The organism is Caballeronia sp. Sq4a, from assembly GCF_023170545.1.
Taxonomy (GTDB): Bacteria; Pseudomonadota; Gammaproteobacteria; order Burkholderiales; family Burkholderiaceae; genus Caballeronia.
In genome coordinates, this window is record NZ_CP084250.1 from 2,848,209 (window position 1) to 2,865,684 (window position 17,476).

Below are 17,476 nucleotides of genomic sequence, written 5' to 3' on the forward strand. Positions count from 1 at the left end.
GATGAAACGTTGGCAAAAACCAACGGCGCGCTGTCCGATCAGGCGGCTTTGGCAGACGAAAGCGAGCCGCGCGTGATCGGCCCACGGAGGCCGCCCGGAACAGCCCGTTACATAAGGGTAAATCTTTGAAACCCTTGTCCAGATTGGGTTTGCGCTGCGCTATCATACCAAGCGCCTCGTTCGAAGGCGGCGCGAGGGATTTGATGGGATGCAACGCCGGTGACATGGCGCGAAACTGCGCCGAATCGTCGGACGGACGCGCCAGAGGCCCGTCCCTACTCGACTGCACGGCTTGCGCACGTATAATCGGCGCGTTCGCGCTGTTCGTGTCAACCTAAACTGATAAAGGAACCTTAATGAACAAACAGGAATTGATCGACGCCGTAGCCGCTCAGACCGGCGCCAGCAAAGCTCAAACCGGCGAGACGCTGGACACGTTGCTCGAAGTCATCAAGAAGGCTGTCTCGAAGGGTGACGCAGTTCAGTTGATCGGTTTCGGAAGCTTCGGTTCGGGAAAGCGCGCAGCACGCACGGGCCGTAACCCGAAGACCGGCGAATCCATCAAGATTCCGGCCGCCAAGACCGTCAAGTTCACGGCTGGCAAGGCATTCAAGGACGCAGTCAACAAGCGCTGAGCGTCTGGCCCGTGGCGGCCCGCCTCGCTGCGCAGCGCCTGGCAGCTCTTTCAGCGTTTATCAGCGCCATCGCTCGTGTTTAGTTGTACCGTGTTCGTATCTTGATAGCGCCCGTCTTGCGCAAGCTACTCAGGTTCGTCCGCATGAGCGGAAAAAAGCCGGAGACCAAGAGGACCATGAAACCCGCCATCGGCGGGTTTTTTTTCATCTTCTAATGCCGATGATGGTCTTCGCAGTCGCAGTCGGGGCCGTGGTCGTGCTCGTGGTCGTCATCATGCTCATGGTCGTGATCCTCGACATCCCACGCGGGAAACGGATCGCCGAAGTGCTGCCACGCATCGCTGCCGCGCGTCCATTCGTCGTCGGTCAAGAGGCACGCGTCGAACTTTCGCTGCCACGCTTCGATGTCGAGATCGACGCCCATCAGCACCAGCTCCTGCCGTCGATCGCCGATGCTGTTGTCGTCCGGATCGCCGAACCATTCCGCCACGATCTCCGCTTCCAGCTCCGGATCATCCGTTGGCCATTCGCTTCTGTCCTGCGCGGCCCACCATACGCCGGCGGGACCGTGCCGCAACGTGCCGCCCGCCTGCGACAGCGACCCGCCGACGACACTGCGCGTCGCAAGCCAGAAGAAGCCCTTCGCGCGCAGCACGTCGCGCCATTCCTCGTGAAGCAGATTCCACAGCCGTTCCGGATGAAACGGCCTGCGCGCCCGATAGACGAAATGCCGGACGCCCGACGCATCCGCGTCGCTAGCGTCTTCGTGTTCATCGTTCAGAATCGCGAGCCAGCCTGCGGCGCTGCCGGTCGCATCCAGATCGAAACGGCCGGTGTTCACCAGTTCGCCGAGCGGCGCTTTGCCGTGTTCCGTCCGCAGCAGAACGGCGCGCGGATTAAACGCGCGGAAGATCTGCGCGAGCCGGTCCACTTCGTCCTGGCCGACCAAGTCCGTCTTGTTGATGACGATCACGTCGCAGAATTCGAACTGCTCCACGAGCGCCTCCACGACCGTTTTGTCTTCGTCGGACGCTTCGCCACCGAGCAAGATGCCGCGTTCGGCAAGCGACTCCGCCGACGCGTAATCGCGCATGAAAGTCGATGCGTCGACGACGGTGACGAACGTATCGAGATGCGCGCGGCCTGCAAAAGGCGCGTCTTCGTCGTCGCCGAAAGCGAAGTGCTCGGCGATATCCATCGGATTCACGCCGGGCGGCGCTTCGATCACGATCGCATCGAAACGAGGCTGCTGCTCGGTGAGCCGCGTGATGGCATCGGCAATGGACTGCATCGCGTCATCGCCCGCGCTGCAAGCGAAGGAACCGATGCGCACGCCCTCGCTGTTGTTGCGCAATGCATCGAGGAGCGTGGACTTGCCCGCGCCGACGAAACCCGAGAGCACGGTGACTGGCAGTGGCGTTTGGTTCATTGCGGGCGTGTGGACGAGAATCGAAGTCACGATTCTGCATCAAACGCGGGGTGAGCGGAGGCAAGGCGCCGAGCGGCGCGGCGGCTCGCGCGCTGAAGAACCGGGAATTACTTCGACGCTTGCAGCAACTTCCAGCGCCGCAGAATCTCGATGATCTGCGCCGAGTACTTGTCGCGCAGCGCGGGCGTTTCGGAATGGTAAGCACCGACGGCCTGCCACGAATTGCCGTACTTGTTCATCTTCTGGCGCAAATGCCATGCGGCGACATAGACGCTCTTGCATGGCTCCATCAGCGTGCCGCTCGAAATGCCGTATTGGGAAAGCGTGTTGAGGTGGATGGAGTTGATCTGCATCAGCCCGTAGTCGGTCGAGCCATTGGCGTTCTTGTTGATGGCGTCGGGCTTGTTGTGGGATTCCTGCCAGGCGATGGCGCGCAGAATGAGCGGATTGACCTTCTGATACTTCGCTGCTTCGTCGAAACAGTCAGCGTGAGCGGACGCGGCCGCCAGCATGGCGCCGCAACCCATCGCAAGTATTCGCAGGAATCGCTTCATCTTCGTTCTACTCCATCCGCCTGTGCGGAACCGTCATGCTGCCGGCGCCGCGCCTCGCGCGTGCGCCAAGATTCGTTGTCCGCTCTCGTCTGACGCCCGTGGCATCGGGAAAACCCGAGCTTTACGCCGACGCCTGGGGAACGGAACCGCCCGTATGATACCGGCTGACGTCTTCGACCATAAGTTGGCTAGCCGACATAGGTCCAACGGACCGCGGATTGAACCAACGGGAATCCTCTGCTGACTATCGGCGGTTTCTTAAACGTATGAATAATAAAGTAATCTAATCGGGTTACAATTCGGGTCCCGTGTGCGTCGCTTGTCTGACAAAAGCCTTCCGATGGGTTATCGGCAGGGCGTCGGAAAGCTTGAGCGCACTGGAACACTTGGCATGCAGCCGCTGGGCGAAAGCGGCGGCGAACGAAGTTGCACTATTTCGTTACACAAAGCTGCTATCGTCACATTTTTATAAATAATCGTGGTCGGGCGGACACGTTCGCACCACGGTTGGCAGCGCCCTCGGATTGACGAACGGTGCTGCCTTAGCCGGTTCTTTGTATCCCGGCTCAGACATCACATCCATGAGAAGACAACCTATGGCACTGCGTCGCATCGCGACGGCACTGCTGGCGGCGGGACTTATCGTCGCGCAAGCCGCGCACGCGCAAGTGACGTTGAATTTCGTCAATGCCGATATCGACCAGGTCGCGAAGGCGATCGGCGCGGCCACCGGCAAAACCATCATCGTCGATCCCCGCGTCAAGGGGCAGCTCAACCTCGTCTCGGAAAATCCGGTGCCGGAGGAGCAGGCGCTGAAGACGCTGCAGGCGTCGCTGCGCATGCAGGGCTTCTCGCTCGTGCAGGATCACGGCGTTCTGAAAGTCGTGCCCGAAGCCGACGCCAAGCTGCAAGGCGTGCCGACGTACGTCGGCAATGCGCCGCCGGCGCGCGGCGACCAGGTCGTCACGCAGGTGTTCGTGCTGCACAACGAGTCGGCGAACAACATTCTGCCGGTGCTGCGGCCGCTCATCTCGCCGAACAACACCATCGCCGCTTATCCGGCGAACAACACGCTCGTCGTCACGGACTACGCGGACAATGTGCGGCGCATCGCGGGCATCATCGCGGGCATCGACACGGCGGCGGGCCGTGAAGTCGACATCGTGCAGCTGAAGAACGCGAACGCAATCGATGTCGCGGACCAGATGAACAAGCTGCTCGATCCCGGCACCATCGGCAGCACGGACGCGACGCTGAAAGTCACCGTCACGCCCGATGCGCGCACCAATTCGCTGATGTTCCGTGCCTCCAGCAGCGCGCGGCTCGCGGCGGCCAAGGCGCTCGCGAAAAAGCTCGATGCGCCGACGTCCGAACCGGGCAACATGCACGTCGTGCCGCTACGCAACGCCGACGCGACGCGGCTTGCCAAGACGCTGCGCGCCATGCTGGGCAAGGGCGGCGGCAACTCGGACAACTCGTCGACCAGCTCCGGCTCCAACTCGTCGAATTCCTTCGGGCAGAGTGGGCTCGGCAACTCGTCGTCTTCCACGGGCACCTCAGGCGTTCCGCCGTTGCCCGGCGGCCTCGGCAGCAGCGGTTCGGGCACGGGCAACAATCCGATGTCCGGCACCGGCGGCACGCGCGACGCGGGCTTTTCCTCGAACAAGGACAACGACACCGGCAACGACACGAGCGGCGGCGGCATGATCCAGGCGGATTCCGCGACGAATTCGCTCATCATCACGGCAGCCGATCCGGTCTACCGCAATCTGCGCACGGTGATCGACCAGCTCGACGCGCGCCGCGCGCAGGTTTATATCGAAGCGCTGATCGTCGAACTCTCGGCCACGAGCGGCGCGAATCTCGGCATTCAGTGGCAGGGCCTGCTGCTCTCGAACGGCGGCAACAACGCGCTCTACGGCAGCACGAGCTTCGGCTCGGGCAACACGAACATCTTCGACCTGACCGTGCAGGGCAATGCGATCGCGCAGAATCCGTCGGCGGTCACCTCGACCACGGGCCTGCTCGCCAACGGCCTGAACATCGGTCTGCTGCATCGCTTCGGCAACTTGTTCGGGCTCGGCGGCCTGCTTCAGGCGCTGTCCACCTCGGCGGATGCGAACATTCTGTCCACGCCGAACCTGATCACGCTCGACAACGAGGAAGCGAAGATTGTCGTCGGCCAGAACGTGCCGGTGGTGACGGGCTCCTACGCCACGCCGACCGCGAACGCCGCCACGTCCGTGACCGCGTTCAACACGTTCGACCGGCGCGACGTGGGCGTGACGCTGCACGTCAAGCCGCAGATCACCGACGGCGGCGTGCTCAAGCTCCAGATCTATCAGGAAGATTCGAGCGTCGACGCGACGACCAAGACCGATCCGGGCGGCGTGACCATCAACACGCGCTCGGTGCAATCGACCATTCTGGCCGACGACGGCGAGATCGTCGTGCTGGGCGGGCTGATGCAGGATCAGTACAACAACAACAACAGCAAGATTCCGCTGCTGGGCGACATTCCGTTCATCGGCAGCCTGTTCCGCAGCGAAAGCAAGACGCGAACGAAGACGAACCTCATGGTGTTCCTGCGCCCGGTGATCGTTCGCGATCAGGCGACGGCCTCGCAGATCGCCAATACGCGCTATGAATATCTGCGCAATCAGCAGTACGGTTCGACGACGGACAACCGCATCATCAAGGACCAGAACGTGCCGATGATGCCGCCGAAGCCGCTCGGTCCGAGCGAAGGCGGTGGCGCCCCGGCCCAGAATCTGCTCGACTGGAACAACCTGACGCGCGGCGTGCCCAGCTCGACGCTGCCGCAGGACCCGAACGCGGGTCCGGCGCCGCAGCCGTATCAGAGCGCGCCGCAAAATAGTTACCCGGCGCCCGCGAACGGCGCGACCAACGCGATGCCCGGCAACGCGGCGACGAACGCCATGCCCGGCAACGCCGCCACGGGCTACGCGGTGCCGAACAACGCGCCGAGCGCCGCGCCGCTCGGCGGCAATCAGACGGGAGGACAGCCGTGAACACGCTGAACGCCGAAGCCGAAACCACGACCGCGACGGAAGCAACGGCCGCGTCGCCGCTCGCAGCGCGGCTCGTGCCCTACGGCTTCGCGCGTACCGGCCAGATTCTGGTCGCCCAGCAGCATGCCGACGGCATCGAAGTGTGGATCAGCGAGCGCACGAACGACGCGGCGCTCGCGGAAGTCGCGCGCAATTTCGGCGCACTCACGATTGTCCGCAAGTCCGGCGACGAACTCGCAGCCGCCATCAACTCGGCGTACGCCCGTAACGACGGCAGCGCGGCCCAGGTGGTCGGCGAAGTGGAAGGCGAAGTCGATCTCTCGCGCCTGATGCAGGACATTCCCGAAGTGGAAGACCTGCTGGAGTCCGAAGACGACGCGCCGATCATCCGCATGATCAACGCGCTCTTGACGCAGGCGGCGCGCGAACAGGCGTCGGATATTCACATCGAGCCGTTCGAAAACGCGTCGGTCGTGCGCTTTCGCGTCGACGGCACCCTGCGCGACGTCGTGCGTCCGAAGAAGGCGCTGCACGGCGCGCTGATTTCGCGCATCAAAATCATGGCGCAGCTCGATATCGCCGAGAAACGTTTGCCGCAGGACGGCCGCATCACGCTGCGCGTCGGCGGCCGCCCGGTGGATGTGCGCGTGTCCACGCTGCCGACCGGCCACGGCGAACGCGCGGTGCTGCGTCTGCTCGAAAAGGACGCGCAGCGGCTGAATCTCGAAACGCTCGGCATGGCGCGCGACACGCTCGTCCAGTTCGACAAGCTGATCGGCCGGCCGCATGGCATCGTGCTCGTGACCGGGCCGACCGGCTCCGGTAAGACGACGACGCTCTACGCGTCGATGTCGCGGCTCGAGACCACGACCACCAACATCATGACGGTGGAAGACCCGATCGAATACGATCTGTCGGGCATCGGCCAGACGCAGGTGAACGAGCGCATCGGCATGACGTTCGCGCGGGCGCTGCGCTCCATTCTGCGTCAGGACCCGGACATCATCATGATCGGTGAAATCCGCGACCTCGAGACCGCGCAGATCGCGGTGCAGGCGTCGCTGACCGGCCACCTCGTGCTCGCGACGCTGCACACGAACGACGCCGCCTCCGCCGTCACGCGTCTCACGGACATGGGCGTGGAGCCGTATCTGCTCGCGTCGTCGCTGCTCGGCGTACTCGCGCAGCGTCTCGTGCGCCAGTTGTGCCCGGTGTGCAAGGAAGCGCGCGAGGAAGAAGACGGCGTGAAGCACTGGCATCCCGTCGGTTGCGACCGGTGCGGCCAGTCGGGCTACGTGGGCCGGCGCGGCGTGTACGAACTGCTGCTGATCGACGACGCCATCCGACCGCTGATCCATCGCAACGCCGCCGACGCCGAGATTCTCGCGGCGGGCCGCGCGAACGGCATGCGCACGTTGCGCGAGGACGCGAACCGCTGGCTGAACGCGGGCGTGACATCGCTCGAAGAAGTGCTGCGCGTGACTGGCGGAGAATAAGCGTATGCCGGCGTTCCGTTTCGAAGCCATCGACCAGGCGGGCAAGACGCAGACCGGCGTGCTCGACGCCGACAGCGCCCGCGCCGCGCGCAGCCACCTGCGCACGCAAGGACTGACGCCGCTCGTCGTCGAGGCGGCGGGCACGCGCACGCGCGGCGAACGGCAGCAGCGGCTCTCGCTCGGGCGACGGCTGTCGCAGCGCGAACAGGCCATTCTCACGCGCCAGCTCGCGAGTCTGTTGATCGCCGGGCTGCCGCTCGGCGAAACGTTGTCCGTGCTCACCGAGCAATCCGAGCGCGATTACATTCGCGAACTGATGGCCGCGATCCGCGCCGAAGTGCTCGGCGGCCATTCGTTTGCGAACGCGCTCGCGCAGCATCCGAAGGACTTCCCGGAGATTTATCGCGCGCTCGTCGCGGCGGGCGAGCACACCGGCAAGCTGGGGCTCGTGCTTTCGCGTCTCGCGGACTACATCGAGCAGCGCAACGCGTTGAAGCAGAAGATCGTTCTCGCGTTCACGTATCCGGGCATCGTGACGATCATCGCGTTCGGCATCGTCACGTTTCTGCTGAGTTACGTGGTGCCGCAGGTCGTGAACGTGTTCGCCAGCACGAAGCAGGCGCTGCCGTTTCTCACCGTGATGATGATGGCGCTGTCCGCCTTCGTGCGCAGTTACTGGTGGGCGGTGCTGATCGGCGTGGTGCTGGTCGCGTGGCTCGTGCGGCGCATTTTGTCGCGGCCCGGACCGCGCCTGGCGTTCGACCGCTGGCTCTTGACGGCGCCGCTCGTCGGCAAGCTGGTGCGCGGCTATAACACCGTGCGCTTCGCCAGCACGCTCGCGATTCTCACGGCCGCCGGGGTGCCGATCCTGCGCGCGCTGCAAGCGGCGGGCGAAACGTTGAGCAATACCGCGATGCGCCAGAACGTCGACGACGCCATCGTGCGCGTGCGCGAAGGCTCCGCGCTCTCGCGGGCGCTCGCCAATACGAAGACGTTCCCGCCCGTGCTCGTGCATTTGATCCGCTCGGGCGAAGCCACCGGCGACGTCACCACGATGCTCGACCGCGCGTCCGAAGGCGAAGCGCGCGAACTCGAACGCCGCACGATGTTCCTCACCAGCCTGCTCGAACCGCTCTTGATTCTCGCGATGGGCGGCGTCGTGCTGGTGATCGTGCTCGCGGTGATGCTGCCGATCATCGAACTGAATAATCTGGTGCAGTAATGAACGCCCTGCAAACCCGCCTGCTCACGCTCGCCGCGCTCGCGCTCTTTTGCGTGACGGTGACCTATTGGGTCGTCACGCTGACTTCTCGCCAGACCGCGCCGCTGCCCGCCGCCGCCGCGACGCGTACGCCGTCGGTCGAACAGGCCGCGACGATCTTCGGCGGGCAACTGGAGCGGCAAGCGAATTCGGACGTGCATCTGTTCGGCATTCTCGCGCTGCAAGGCGGCGCGGCGGCCATCGTGAGCTACGGCGGCGAGCCGCCGCGCGCGGTGTCGCTCGGCGGGCCGCTCGCGCAGGGCGTGAAGCTCTCGCAGGTGAAGGCGCGTTCGATCATCGTCGAGCGCAACGGCGTGAAGTCGGAAATTTTCCTGCCGCCCGTGCCGCCCGGACCGACGATCTACGTCCGTTGAGCACGGTCACGGCGCGATGAAGGCCGGTCGATAGAATGCTCGGCGGCTTCGGTCAAACGAAGCCGCATGTTTCTTAAATCAAGCGGGCGCAAGCCCTGAATCAACACGAGGTAGCAGTCATGCAAATGTGGACGCAACGCCGCATGGAAATCACCAAGGCCAAGGCGCGCCGTCAACGGGGTTTTACGCTCATCGAGATCATGGTCGTGATCGCGATTCTCGGCATTCTCGCCGCGCTGATCGTGCCGAAGATCATGAGCCGCCCCGACGAAGCGCGTCGGGTGGCCGCGAAGCAGGACATCGGCACCATCATGCAGGCCATGAAGCTGTACCGGCTGGACAACGGCCGTTATCCGACGCAGGAGCAGGGTCTGCGCGCGCTCGTCGAAAAGCCGACGACGGAACCCGTGCCGAACAACTGGAAGGACGGCGGCTATCTGGAACGCCTGCCGGCTGATCCGTGGGGCGGCCAGTATCAATATCTGAATCCGGGCGTGCACGGCGAAATCGACGTGTTCAGCTACGGCGCGGACAACAAGGCGGGCGGCGAGGGCAACGATGCCGACGTCGGCTCGTGGCAGTAAAAGGAACGTGAAGTGAACAGGCACGGCAGGCACAGGGCGGCGCGTCGGAATGCGGGTTTCACGCTGCTGGAAATGCTCGTCGTGCTGGTCATCGCGGGCTTGCTCGTGTCGCTCGCGTCGCTGCAGCTCACGCGCAATCCGCGCACGGATCTGAACGAAGAAGCGCAACGGCTCGCGCTGCTGTTCGAATCGGCGGGCGACGAAGCGCAAGTGCGCGCCCGGCCGATCGCGTTTCAGCCGGTGGAAGGCGGGTTCCGCTTCGACATTCGCACCGAAGACGGCTGGCGCCCGCTGCGCGACGACCTCTTGCGCGCGCGCCGCTGGGAAGGCGGCGTGACGAGCGTGAGCATTCAATTTCTCGATTCCGACAAGACCGTGAGCCGGCTCGTCTTCGGCACCGAAGCCATCGACACGCCCATGGAAATCACGCTCGTCTCGGCGGTGGGGCGCGCGACGATCATCGGCAGCGGCAACGGCCGCTTTCAGGTGCGGTGATGCGCGCGCGATCCACAGAACGCGACGCACAACGCGGCTTCACGATGATCGAAGTGCTCGTCGCGCTGGCGATCCTCGCGGTGGCGCTCGCGGCGTCGCTGCGCGCGGTCGGATCGATGGCGACGAGCGAAGCGGACCTGCATCGGCGTCTGCTCGCAGGCTGGAGCGCGGACAACGAACTCGCGCAACTGCGGCTCGCGCATGTGTTTCCGGATATCGGCTCGCGCACCTTCGACTGCTCGCAGGGCAATCTGAAGCTCGTCTGCACGCAGCGCGTCTCGGCGACGCCGAATCCTATTTTCCGTCGCGTCGAAATGTTCGTCGCGACGCCCGGGCGCGCCGGTTATCTCGCGCAGATGGTCACGGTGGTGGCGAATGAAACGAATCGTTCGCTCTGATTCGCGCCGCGCGGCGCGCCGGCAGCGCGGTTTCACGCTGCTCGAAATGCTCATCGCCATCGCCATTCTCGCGGTGATCGCCGTGTTGTCGTGGCGCGGGCTGGACCAGATCATTCGCGGCCGCGCGACCATCACGAACGCGATGGAAGACGAGCGCGTGGTCGCGCAGTTGTTCGACCAGATGCGCATCGACGCGCGTCAGGCCGCGACCGACGACGAAGCCGGCCAGCCCGCCGTCTCGCTCGGCAACGGCACGCTGCAGATCGTGCGCGGCGTGTTCGCGCCCGCCACCGCGCCGCGCCTGCAGGTGGTGCGGTATCGGCTGACGGACGGGCGCATCGTGCGATTTGCGTCGCCGCCGCTGGAAAACGTGGGCGAGGTGCGGCGCGCGCTGTCGTCGAGCGATACCGCCGATGGCTGGAGCGCCGTGCCGTTGCTGGGCGGCGTCCGGTCGCTCGCAACGCGCGTCTACATTCCGCAGAAGGGCTGGACCACGCGCATGGCCGACGTGCTTTCGCAGATCAACGAGAACGACAACAATCTGAAGGTGCCGCAACTCGGCAACGCGCCGCTCGCGCGTGCCGTGTCGGGCATTCAGGTGGCGGTTGGCGCGCCGAATCTGCGCGTGCCGATCACGCGCGTGTTTCTGGTCGGAGAATGACGATGCGTGCCTCGGGCCTGAGCAAAAGACAGCGCGGCGTCGCGATCATCAGCGCGTTGCTGGTGGTCGCGCTCTCGTCGATTCTCGTCTCGGGCATGTTGTGGCGGCAGCAGGTGCAAGTGCGGCGCATCGAAAATCAGCGGCTGCTTGCGCAGGCGCAGTGGATTTCGCGCAGCGCGCTCGACTGGACGCGGCTCATTCTGCGTTCCGAAGCCGATACATCGCCGACCGTCACGTATCTCGGCGGCGTGTGGGGCGTGCCGATCGCGAAGACGAAGCTCTCCGACTTCCTCGGGCAGATCGGCGAAGTGCGCTCGCAGGAAGGCGCGCAGACGTTTCTGTCCGGCTCCATCGAGGACGCGCAGGCGAAGTTCAACTTGCGCAACCTCGTCGCGACGCCGACGCCCGGCGTGCTCACCATCAACGTCGAGCAGATTCAGGCGTTCCAGCGGCTTTTGACGATGCTCGGCATCAACGGATCGCTCGCGAAGACGGTGGCCTTGCAGATGCGCGCGGGACTCTCGCGCTCCGCCACGCGCTTCCAGACGCAGACGGGCAACGGCGCGACTGCGGCGAGCTCGCCCGCGGAGGCCATGGCGGCGATTGCGCAAGGCGGCGGCACGGGCGGCGGCAATTTCACCGACGATCCCGGCCTCAAGGACGCCGATAGCGACGCGCCGGTCGCGCCGCTGCAAATGATCAGCGTGGATTCGCTGCTCGACGTGCCAGGCTTTTCGGCCGAAGCGGTCGCGAAGCTGCGGCCGTTCGTGACCGTGCTGCCGACGACGACCGCCGTGAACATGAACACCGCGCCCGCCACGGTGATCGCGGCCGTGGTGCCGGGCATGAGCCTTTCGCAGGCGCAGGCGTTCGTCGCCCGGCGTGAGACGGTGTTTTTCCACGACATCGGCAACGTGCAGCTCGCGTTGACCGGCGCGGGCGTCCGTTCCACGTCGATCGATCCGAACCAGCTCGACGTGACCACGCGCTATTTTGTGATTCACGGCCGCGTCGAACATGAGCGCGCGCAACTGGAGCGCATGACGCTCGTGTATCGCGATCCGACGACGCACACCACGCGCATCGTCTTTACGCGCGACGCGCTCTGATGACGCTGTTACTGACAAGAGGAAGTGGCCTTTGAGCACACTGATCGTTCTATTACCGCCGCGCGATCCCGCCGTGCGCTCGCAGGAGTGGCAACTGCCCGACCTGCCGTTTCTGCTGCTGGACAAGCGCGGCGAGACGCAGCGCGCCGGCCGCGCCGCTGTCGGCCTTCTGCCGCGCGCCAACGCGACCGTGCTGATCGTCGCGGCGCGCGACACGCTGCTGCTCGCCGCTACCGTCCCGCCGCTCAAAGGTCCGAGGCTGCGTCAGGCGCTGCCGAACGTGGTCGAAGACCAGTTGATCCAGGACCCGCAGACGTGCCACATCGCGGTCGATCCGGTCGCGCTCGCCGACGGAAGGCGCGTGGTCGCCGTCATCGATCGCGGCTGGTTCCGCTTCGTCTGCGATGCGTTCATGAGCACCGGGCATCGCAATCTGAAGGCGGTACCGGCCATGCGCTGCCTGCCCGTTCCGGCCGCCGCGCCTGTCATCGAGACACCGGAAGGCGAAGACGAAGCCGCCGAAGCGGAAGCGCCGCCGACGCCCTTCATCGCGGGATTGCTCGGCAACGTGATTTCGACCGCGCCCGCGCTGATCGGCGACGTGCCAGCGGCGGCGCCCGGGACCGGCGGCGCGCCGCGCGTGGAAATCGCCATCGCGCGCGGCGAACGCGCGGCGCTCGGCGAAGGGCTCGCGCTGCCCGTCGATTCGATTGCGCCGACGCTCGACGCGCTGGCGGGCGGGCATCCGTTCACGCTGTATTCGCTCGCCGACATTCCCGGCGACGAGCCGCGCCTCGCGGCGTCGGGCAAACATGCGGCCGTCGCGGGCGCGCAGCCGCTCGCGTTCGAAGCGCTCGCCCGCAACGCGCTCGCGAGCCGCTTCGACCTGTGCCAGTTCGAATTCGCGGCGCAGCCGTGGCGGCTCGACCGCGCGACCATGCGCCGCCTGCGCGTGCCGATCGCGCTCGTGGCGGCGTCGGTCATCGTGTCGATTGTCGGCATCAACGTGCAGTGGATTCAGCTTTCGCGCCAGCGCGACGCCATCAACGCGCAGATGACCGAACTGCTGCTCAACGCGTTCCCCAAGACCACGACCGTGCTCGACGCGCCCGACCAGATGGCACGCAATCTCGACCGGCTGCGCGTGGCGTCGGGCGAACTGTCGCCGTCGGATTTTCTGTCGCTCGCGGACGGCCTCGCGCGCTCGCTCGGCCCGGTGCCGGTGAACGGCATCGCCGGGCTGGATTATCGGGACCGTCATCTGGAAGTGACTTTCAAGCCGGACATCAAGGTCGATCCTGACCTCGGCAAGCGCCTCGCGGCCAACGGGCTGAACGGCGCCATCGACACGAACACCGGCAAATGGACCATCAGGAGCGGCCAATGAAAGCGGAAATCGGACGAACGCTCTCCGAGTTCTGGGAGGCGCGCACGCCGCGCGAAAAGACGCTGTTGATGTGGGGCGGCCTGCTGCTCGGCATCGCGCTGGTTTATCTCGTGCTGTGGGCGCCCGCGTATGAAGGCCGCGCCCGCCTGCGCGACACCTTGCCGACGATGCAGCGCCAGCTCGCCACGATGACCGCGCAGGCTAACGAAGCGCGCTCGCTCGCGGGCAGCGCCGAGGGCGTGACGCCGACGGGCGGCGCGCTGCGCGATGCGCTCGCGAAGTCGCTCGCGGACAACAACATGCAGCCGACGCAGGTGCAGGTCATTGGCGCGGCGGTGCAGATTCAGTTGAAGAACGCGTCGTTTCCGAACTGGACGATGTGGCTCGACGACGCGCGCAAGCAGTTCAAGGTGCAGGTGTCGGAAGCGCACATTCAGGCGCTCAAGCCGGACGGTCAGGTGGACCTGACGGCATCGCTGCAACCGGCCAGCGTCAAATGAGCTACTGGACTCGCCGACTCAGGCTCGCGCTGCCGGGACTCATCGTGATGGTGCTCTCGGTGGCGGGCACGCTGCTCGTGATGATGCCCGCCGCGTGGATCACGCCGCAGTTCGCGAAGGCGACGGGCGGCCACGTCAATCTCGCCGATCCGTCGGGTTCACTCTGGCGCGGCTCGGCAACGCTGATGCTCGCGGCGAGCAGCGACGGCTCCGGCGCGACGCTGCTGCCGGGGCGCATCGAATGGACGACGGCGTTCTGGCCGCTTTTCACCGGCCGCGTGCACATGACCATGCGGCAGACCGAGGCGATGCCCGACGCCGTGATCGTCGATGCCACGACGCGTGGCGCGACGCTTTCGGCGGGCGGAATCGCGGTTCCGGCAACGCTGCTCGCCGGTCTGGGCGCGCCGTTCAATACGCTGAATTTCGAGGGAACGGTGCGGCTTTCGTGGACCGAATTCCGCTTGCTCGGCAGGAACGCTTACGGACAGTTCGTGGTGACGCTCGACGACATGGCTTCGCGCGTGTCACGGGTCAAGCCGCTCGGGTCGTACCGCGTCGCGTTGCAGGCGCAAGGGGCGACGGCGAGCATTGATCTCTCGACAACCCGAGGCCCGCTGCTCTTGACCGGCAGCGGCGTGATCTCGCAAGACGCGACGACCTTCGAAGGCACCGCGAAGGCTGAACCGGCGCAGCGCGAAAATCTCGCGGGACTCTTGAATCTGCTCGGCCGACACACCGATCCGGATACCGTCGCGCTGACGTTCAACCATTATTAGAGCGCGAAATCAGCCGCCGGCTGCGTTCTTCCCCGTCGCGGACATCGCCTCTGGCGCGGAAGCCGGCGCCGGCGCTTCTACGCCGCCCGTCTCGCGGTTCATCTGCGCGACGTCCCAGCCGCCGCCCAGCGCCTTCACCAGCCCCACCGACGCCACCATGCGCTGGCCCGCGATGCTCGCGAGCTTCTGCTCTGCCGTGAACGCCGTGGTCTGCGCGGTCAGCACGCTGATGAACGCGACCGTTCCCGCCTTGTACTGATTGTTGATGATGGCGAGCGCCTGCTGCGCGGACTGAACCGCCTGCTGCTGCACGACGATTTCCTTCTCCAGAATGCGCAGAGACGCGACATTGTCTTCGACGTCCTGAAACGCGGTCAGCACCGTTTGCCGATACGTCGCGACGTTCTGATCGTAGGCGGCGCGGGCGGCTTCCGTGCGCGCCGCGCGCAAGCCGCCGTCGAAAATCGTCGCGGCGATATCCGGCCCGAGCGTCCAGAAACGCGACGGCGCGCGCAGCAGTTGCGACAACACCGTGCTTTCGAACCCGCCTTGCGCCGAGAGCGTCAGCGTCGGGAAATACGCCGCCATCTCGATGCCGATTTGTTCGTTCGCCGCCGCCGCCTTCCGCTCGGCCGACGCGATATCCGGACGCCGCTCCAGCAGCGCGGACGGCATCGCGGTGGGAACGGTCGGCGGCGTAGCGTCGAGCGGCATCGCGGGGAGCGAGAACGTCGACGCCGGCTCGCCGACGAGCACCGCGATGGCATGTTCGTATTGCGCGCGCGCCACGCCGTTGTCGATGGCCGCGGCCTGCGCCGACTGCAATTGCGTCTGCGCCTGAATCACGTCCGAGCGCGCGACGATGCCTTGCGCGTACTGGTTCTGCGTGAGCCTGAGCGACTGCTGATACGCGGCGACGGTCTCGTCGAGCAGCTTTTGCTGCGCGTCGAGCGCGCGCAACTGGAAGTACGTCTGCGCGAGCGTCGCCTGAGCGGACAGACGCGCGTTGGCGAGGTCCGCTGCGGCGCCCTGCTGCCCCGCCTTCTGCGCCATCACCGTCCGGCCGATGCTGCCCCACAAGTCCGGCTCCCACGATGCATCGAGCGCGAGGCTGTAGTCGTTGCCGACCGTGCTGCGGCTCGTGGCTGTCCCGTTCGTCAGGCGGCTGCCCGAACGCGACGCCGACGCGGACGCCCCGATGGTCGGGAAATACGCCGCCCGAGCTTCGCCGACCAGCGCGCGCGCCTGGCGATACGCCGCCGCGTACTGCGCGATGGTCTGGTTCGACCGGTTCAGACGCGTTTCGAGATCGTTCAGTTGCGCGTCGTCGTAGACGCTCCACCAGTCGCCGCGGTCCGTGCGGTCGGCGGGCTCGGCGACTTTCCAGCCTTCGGGCGCTTCCTTGAAGGCGGCGGGCATGGGCGTGGCGGGCCGCTGATAATCCGGGCCGACGGCGCAACCCGCGATCGACATTGCGCAGGCAGCGGCAATCGAAATGGCGCTCAGATTGCGCTCAGTGCGGCGAACGGCGGAACGGCGGGACGCGATGGAGGCGGAAACGGCGGGGCGATACGGCATCTGCTTGTCGAGAATTCGGTTGGCGGCGGTTCGTCCGGCGCGGCGAACGCGGTCAGCCGAGATAGTAACGGAACGCCCGCAGCGCGGTTCGCAGCGGGCGTCGGGCAGACGTTAGGGTAACGGCTTAGCCGTAAGGCGGGTGTTACGTGCGGGAAGATATAGGTTACGGCGCGTTACTCGCGACGATGAACGCGATTCAACGGCCGGTCGAGCCGCCCGCGCACGGCCCGCCGATCAGCGTGCGCGACGACGCACTGCCCGCTTTCTCGGAAGCTGCGCCCTTGCGCCGATGCCGATTCTCGAACCAGCCCATTCCGAGCACCGCCAGCGAGCCGCCCGGCAGCAGGAACACGATCAGATAAAGCGCGAGCTTCCACGAATTCAGCTTCGGCGGGACGAAGTGACGGGAAGCACTGGCGATCGTGCTGCTGACTTGGCCGATGCGTCGGCTGGCGGTGCGGGCGGTCTCTGCGAAGCGGGTCATTTACGGTCTCTTCAAGCGTCGTTCGAACGACGCAGCTGGGATCAAAACATAGTCTCGGGCGGCGCATGAAGCGCATAACTCGTTGCATAGAATAATATTGACTATGCAACTACTTTTCAAGATACTGGCGATTGCTTTTTACCGAACTGTTGTTTCGCGGCACGCCGCGCCGACGTCAAACCGCATGCATAGCGAACCGCTCTACGATCCCGCCACGATCCGCCTCGAAACGAGCCTCGGCTATCACCTCGCGAAGGCGCGCAATGTGTTGGTCGCGCGCACGGATGAGGCGCTGAAGCCGCTCGATCTCACGTCACAGCAGATCGGCGTCATCCTTTCGCTGGCGTCGGGGCGGGCGCGCACGCCGCTCGAACTGTCGCGAGAGATGTCCTATGACAGCGGGTCGATGACCCGGATGCTCGACCGGCTGGAGAAGAAAGGTTTCGTCAGTCGCACGCGCAGCGACGCGGACCGGCGCATCGTCGAACTCACGTTGACGGAGCGCGGCCAGGACGCCGCCGCGCGGCTGCCGGCCATCGGCGCGGCGGTGCTCAACCAGCAACTGCACGGTTTCAGCCGCGCGGAACTGGACCTTCTAATCGCCATGCTGGCGCGCATCATCGGCAATTCGCCGACGGACGCGAGCGCAGGCTGCGGGCTCGACGACCCCGACGCCGACTAGAGCAATTCATCGACTTTAAGCCGGCACGAGTTGCCCTA

Annotated in this window: 18 protein-coding genes; 14 read left to right on the forward strand and 4 right to left on the reverse strand. The window is 65.5% G+C overall.

What is annotated here, in order from left to right; translation table 11 throughout:
• Positions 1–356: 356 nt before the first annotated feature.
• Positions 357–635: an HU family DNA-binding protein gene (locus LDZ24_RS13550; RefSeq protein ID WP_008352404.1), complete on the forward strand. Its 279-nt coding sequence runs from the start codon at positions 357–359 to the stop codon at positions 633–635.
• 211 nt (positions 636–846) lie between these two features.
• On the opposite strand, the gene LDZ24_RS13555 is transcribed toward LDZ24_RS13550, so the two are convergent.
• Positions 847–2,064 (reverse strand): GTP-binding protein, encoded by a 1,218-nt coding sequence (locus tag LDZ24_RS13555; protein WP_248320765.1) that lies wholly within the window; start codon positions 2,062–2,064, stop codon positions 847–849.
• Between the two features lie 107 nt (positions 2,065–2,171).
• A complete protein-coding gene (locus LDZ24_RS13560; RefSeq protein WP_175938720.1) occupies positions 2,172–2,618 on the reverse strand; it encodes a lytic transglycosylase domain-containing protein in 447 nt (148 codons plus the stop codon).
• 596 nt (positions 2,619–3,214) lie between these two features.
• Between LDZ24_RS13560 and gspD the strand changes: the two genes are divergently transcribed.
• The 12 genes from gspD to LDZ24_RS13620 all read left to right on the forward strand — a co-directional run bounded on the left by gspD (position 3,215) and on the right by LDZ24_RS13620 (position 14,694).
• Positions 3,215–5,650: a type II secretion system secretin GspD gene (gene gspD, locus LDZ24_RS13565; protein ID WP_248320766.1), complete on the forward strand. Its 2,436-nt coding sequence runs from the start codon at positions 3,215–3,217 to the stop codon at positions 5,648–5,650.
• Between the two features lie 5 nt (positions 5,651–5,655).
• Positions 5,656–7,146 carry a type II secretion system ATPase GspE gene (gene gspE, locus LDZ24_RS13570; RefSeq protein WP_175940558.1) on the forward strand — a complete coding sequence of 497 codons (1,491 nt, stop codon included), beginning with the start codon at positions 5,656–5,658 and terminating at the stop codon, positions 7,144–7,146.
• Positions 7,147–7,150: 4 nt separating this feature from the next.
• The gene (gene gspF, locus LDZ24_RS13575) at positions 7,151–8,368 is read left to right on the forward strand and encodes a type II secretion system inner membrane protein GspF (protein WP_175938722.1); all 1,218 of its coding nucleotides are present in this window, start codon (positions 7,151–7,153) and stop codon (positions 8,366–8,368) included.
• Positions 8,368–8,781 (forward strand): general secretion pathway protein GspC, encoded by a 414-nt coding sequence (locus LDZ24_RS13580; RefSeq protein WP_206467272.1) that lies wholly within the window; start codon positions 8,368–8,370, stop codon positions 8,779–8,781. The genes gspF and LDZ24_RS13580 overlap by 1 nt, the downstream gene beginning before the upstream one ends.
• A 119-nt stretch (positions 8,782–8,900) precedes the next feature.
• Positions 8,901–9,365: a type II secretion system major pseudopilin GspG gene (gene gspG, locus LDZ24_RS13585; RefSeq protein ID WP_244139978.1), complete on the forward strand. Its 465-nt coding sequence runs from the start codon at positions 8,901–8,903 to the stop codon at positions 9,363–9,365.
• 12 nt (positions 9,366–9,377) lie between these two features.
• Positions 9,378–9,860, forward strand: coding sequence for a GspH/FimT family pseudopilin (locus tag LDZ24_RS13590; RefSeq protein WP_255774822.1), 483 nt, complete (start codon positions 9,378–9,380; stop codon positions 9,858–9,860).
• Positions 9,860–10,258 (forward strand): type II secretion system minor pseudopilin GspI, encoded by a 399-nt coding sequence (gene gspI / locus LDZ24_RS13595; protein ID WP_248320767.1) that lies wholly within the window; start codon positions 9,860–9,862, stop codon positions 10,256–10,258. The genes LDZ24_RS13590 and gspI overlap by 1 nt, the downstream gene beginning before the upstream one ends.
• Positions 10,236–10,919, forward strand: a complete 684-nt coding sequence (locus tag LDZ24_RS13600) for a prepilin-type N-terminal cleavage/methylation domain-containing protein (RefSeq protein WP_248320768.1) — start codon at positions 10,236–10,238, stop codon at positions 10,917–10,919. The genes gspI and LDZ24_RS13600 overlap by 23 nt, the downstream gene beginning before the upstream one ends.
• A complete protein-coding gene (gene gspK / locus LDZ24_RS13605; RefSeq protein WP_248320769.1) occupies positions 10,916–12,028 on the forward strand; it encodes a type II secretion system minor pseudopilin GspK in 1,113 nt (370 codons plus the stop codon). The genes LDZ24_RS13600 and gspK overlap by 4 nt, the downstream gene beginning before the upstream one ends.
• Positions 12,029–12,059: 31 nt before the next feature.
• Entirely contained in the window at positions 12,060–13,415 is a 1,356-nt protein-coding gene (gene gspL / locus LDZ24_RS13610) for a type II secretion system protein GspL (protein WP_248320770.1), read from the forward strand.
• On the forward strand, positions 13,412–13,915 hold the full coding sequence (gene gspM, locus LDZ24_RS13615) for a type II secretion system protein GspM (RefSeq protein ID WP_175938736.1): 504 nt from the start codon (positions 13,412–13,414) through the stop codon (positions 13,913–13,915). Before gspL ends, gspM begins: the two co-directional genes overlap by 4 nt.
• Complete coding sequence (locus LDZ24_RS13620) at positions 13,912–14,694, forward strand: type II secretion system protein N (RefSeq protein ID WP_248320771.1); 783 nt, start codon at positions 13,912–13,914, stop codon at positions 14,692–14,694. Before gspM ends, LDZ24_RS13620 begins: the two co-directional genes overlap by 4 nt.
• Before the next feature lie 9 nt (positions 14,695–14,703).
• On the opposite strand, the gene LDZ24_RS13625 is transcribed toward LDZ24_RS13620, so the two are convergent.
• Together LDZ24_RS13625 and LDZ24_RS13630 are read right to left on the reverse strand one after the other, a co-directional pair.
• Positions 14,704–16,272 carry an efflux transporter outer membrane subunit gene (locus tag LDZ24_RS13625; RefSeq protein WP_305854668.1) on the reverse strand — a complete coding sequence of 523 codons (1,569 nt, stop codon included), beginning with the start codon at positions 16,270–16,272 and terminating at the stop codon, positions 14,704–14,706.
• Between the two features lie 196 nt (positions 16,273–16,468).
• On the reverse strand, positions 16,469–16,756 hold the full coding sequence (locus tag LDZ24_RS13630) for a hypothetical protein (RefSeq protein WP_248320772.1): 288 nt from the start codon (positions 16,754–16,756) through the stop codon (positions 16,469–16,471).
• Positions 16,757–16,940: 184 nt separating this feature from the next.
• On the opposite strand from LDZ24_RS13630, the gene LDZ24_RS13635 reads away from it, so the two are divergent.
• Positions 16,941–17,438, forward strand: coding sequence for a MarR family winged helix-turn-helix transcriptional regulator (locus LDZ24_RS13635; protein WP_248320773.1), 498 nt, complete (start codon positions 16,941–16,943; stop codon positions 17,436–17,438).
• The last annotated feature ends 38 nt before the right edge of the window (positions 17,439–17,476 follow it).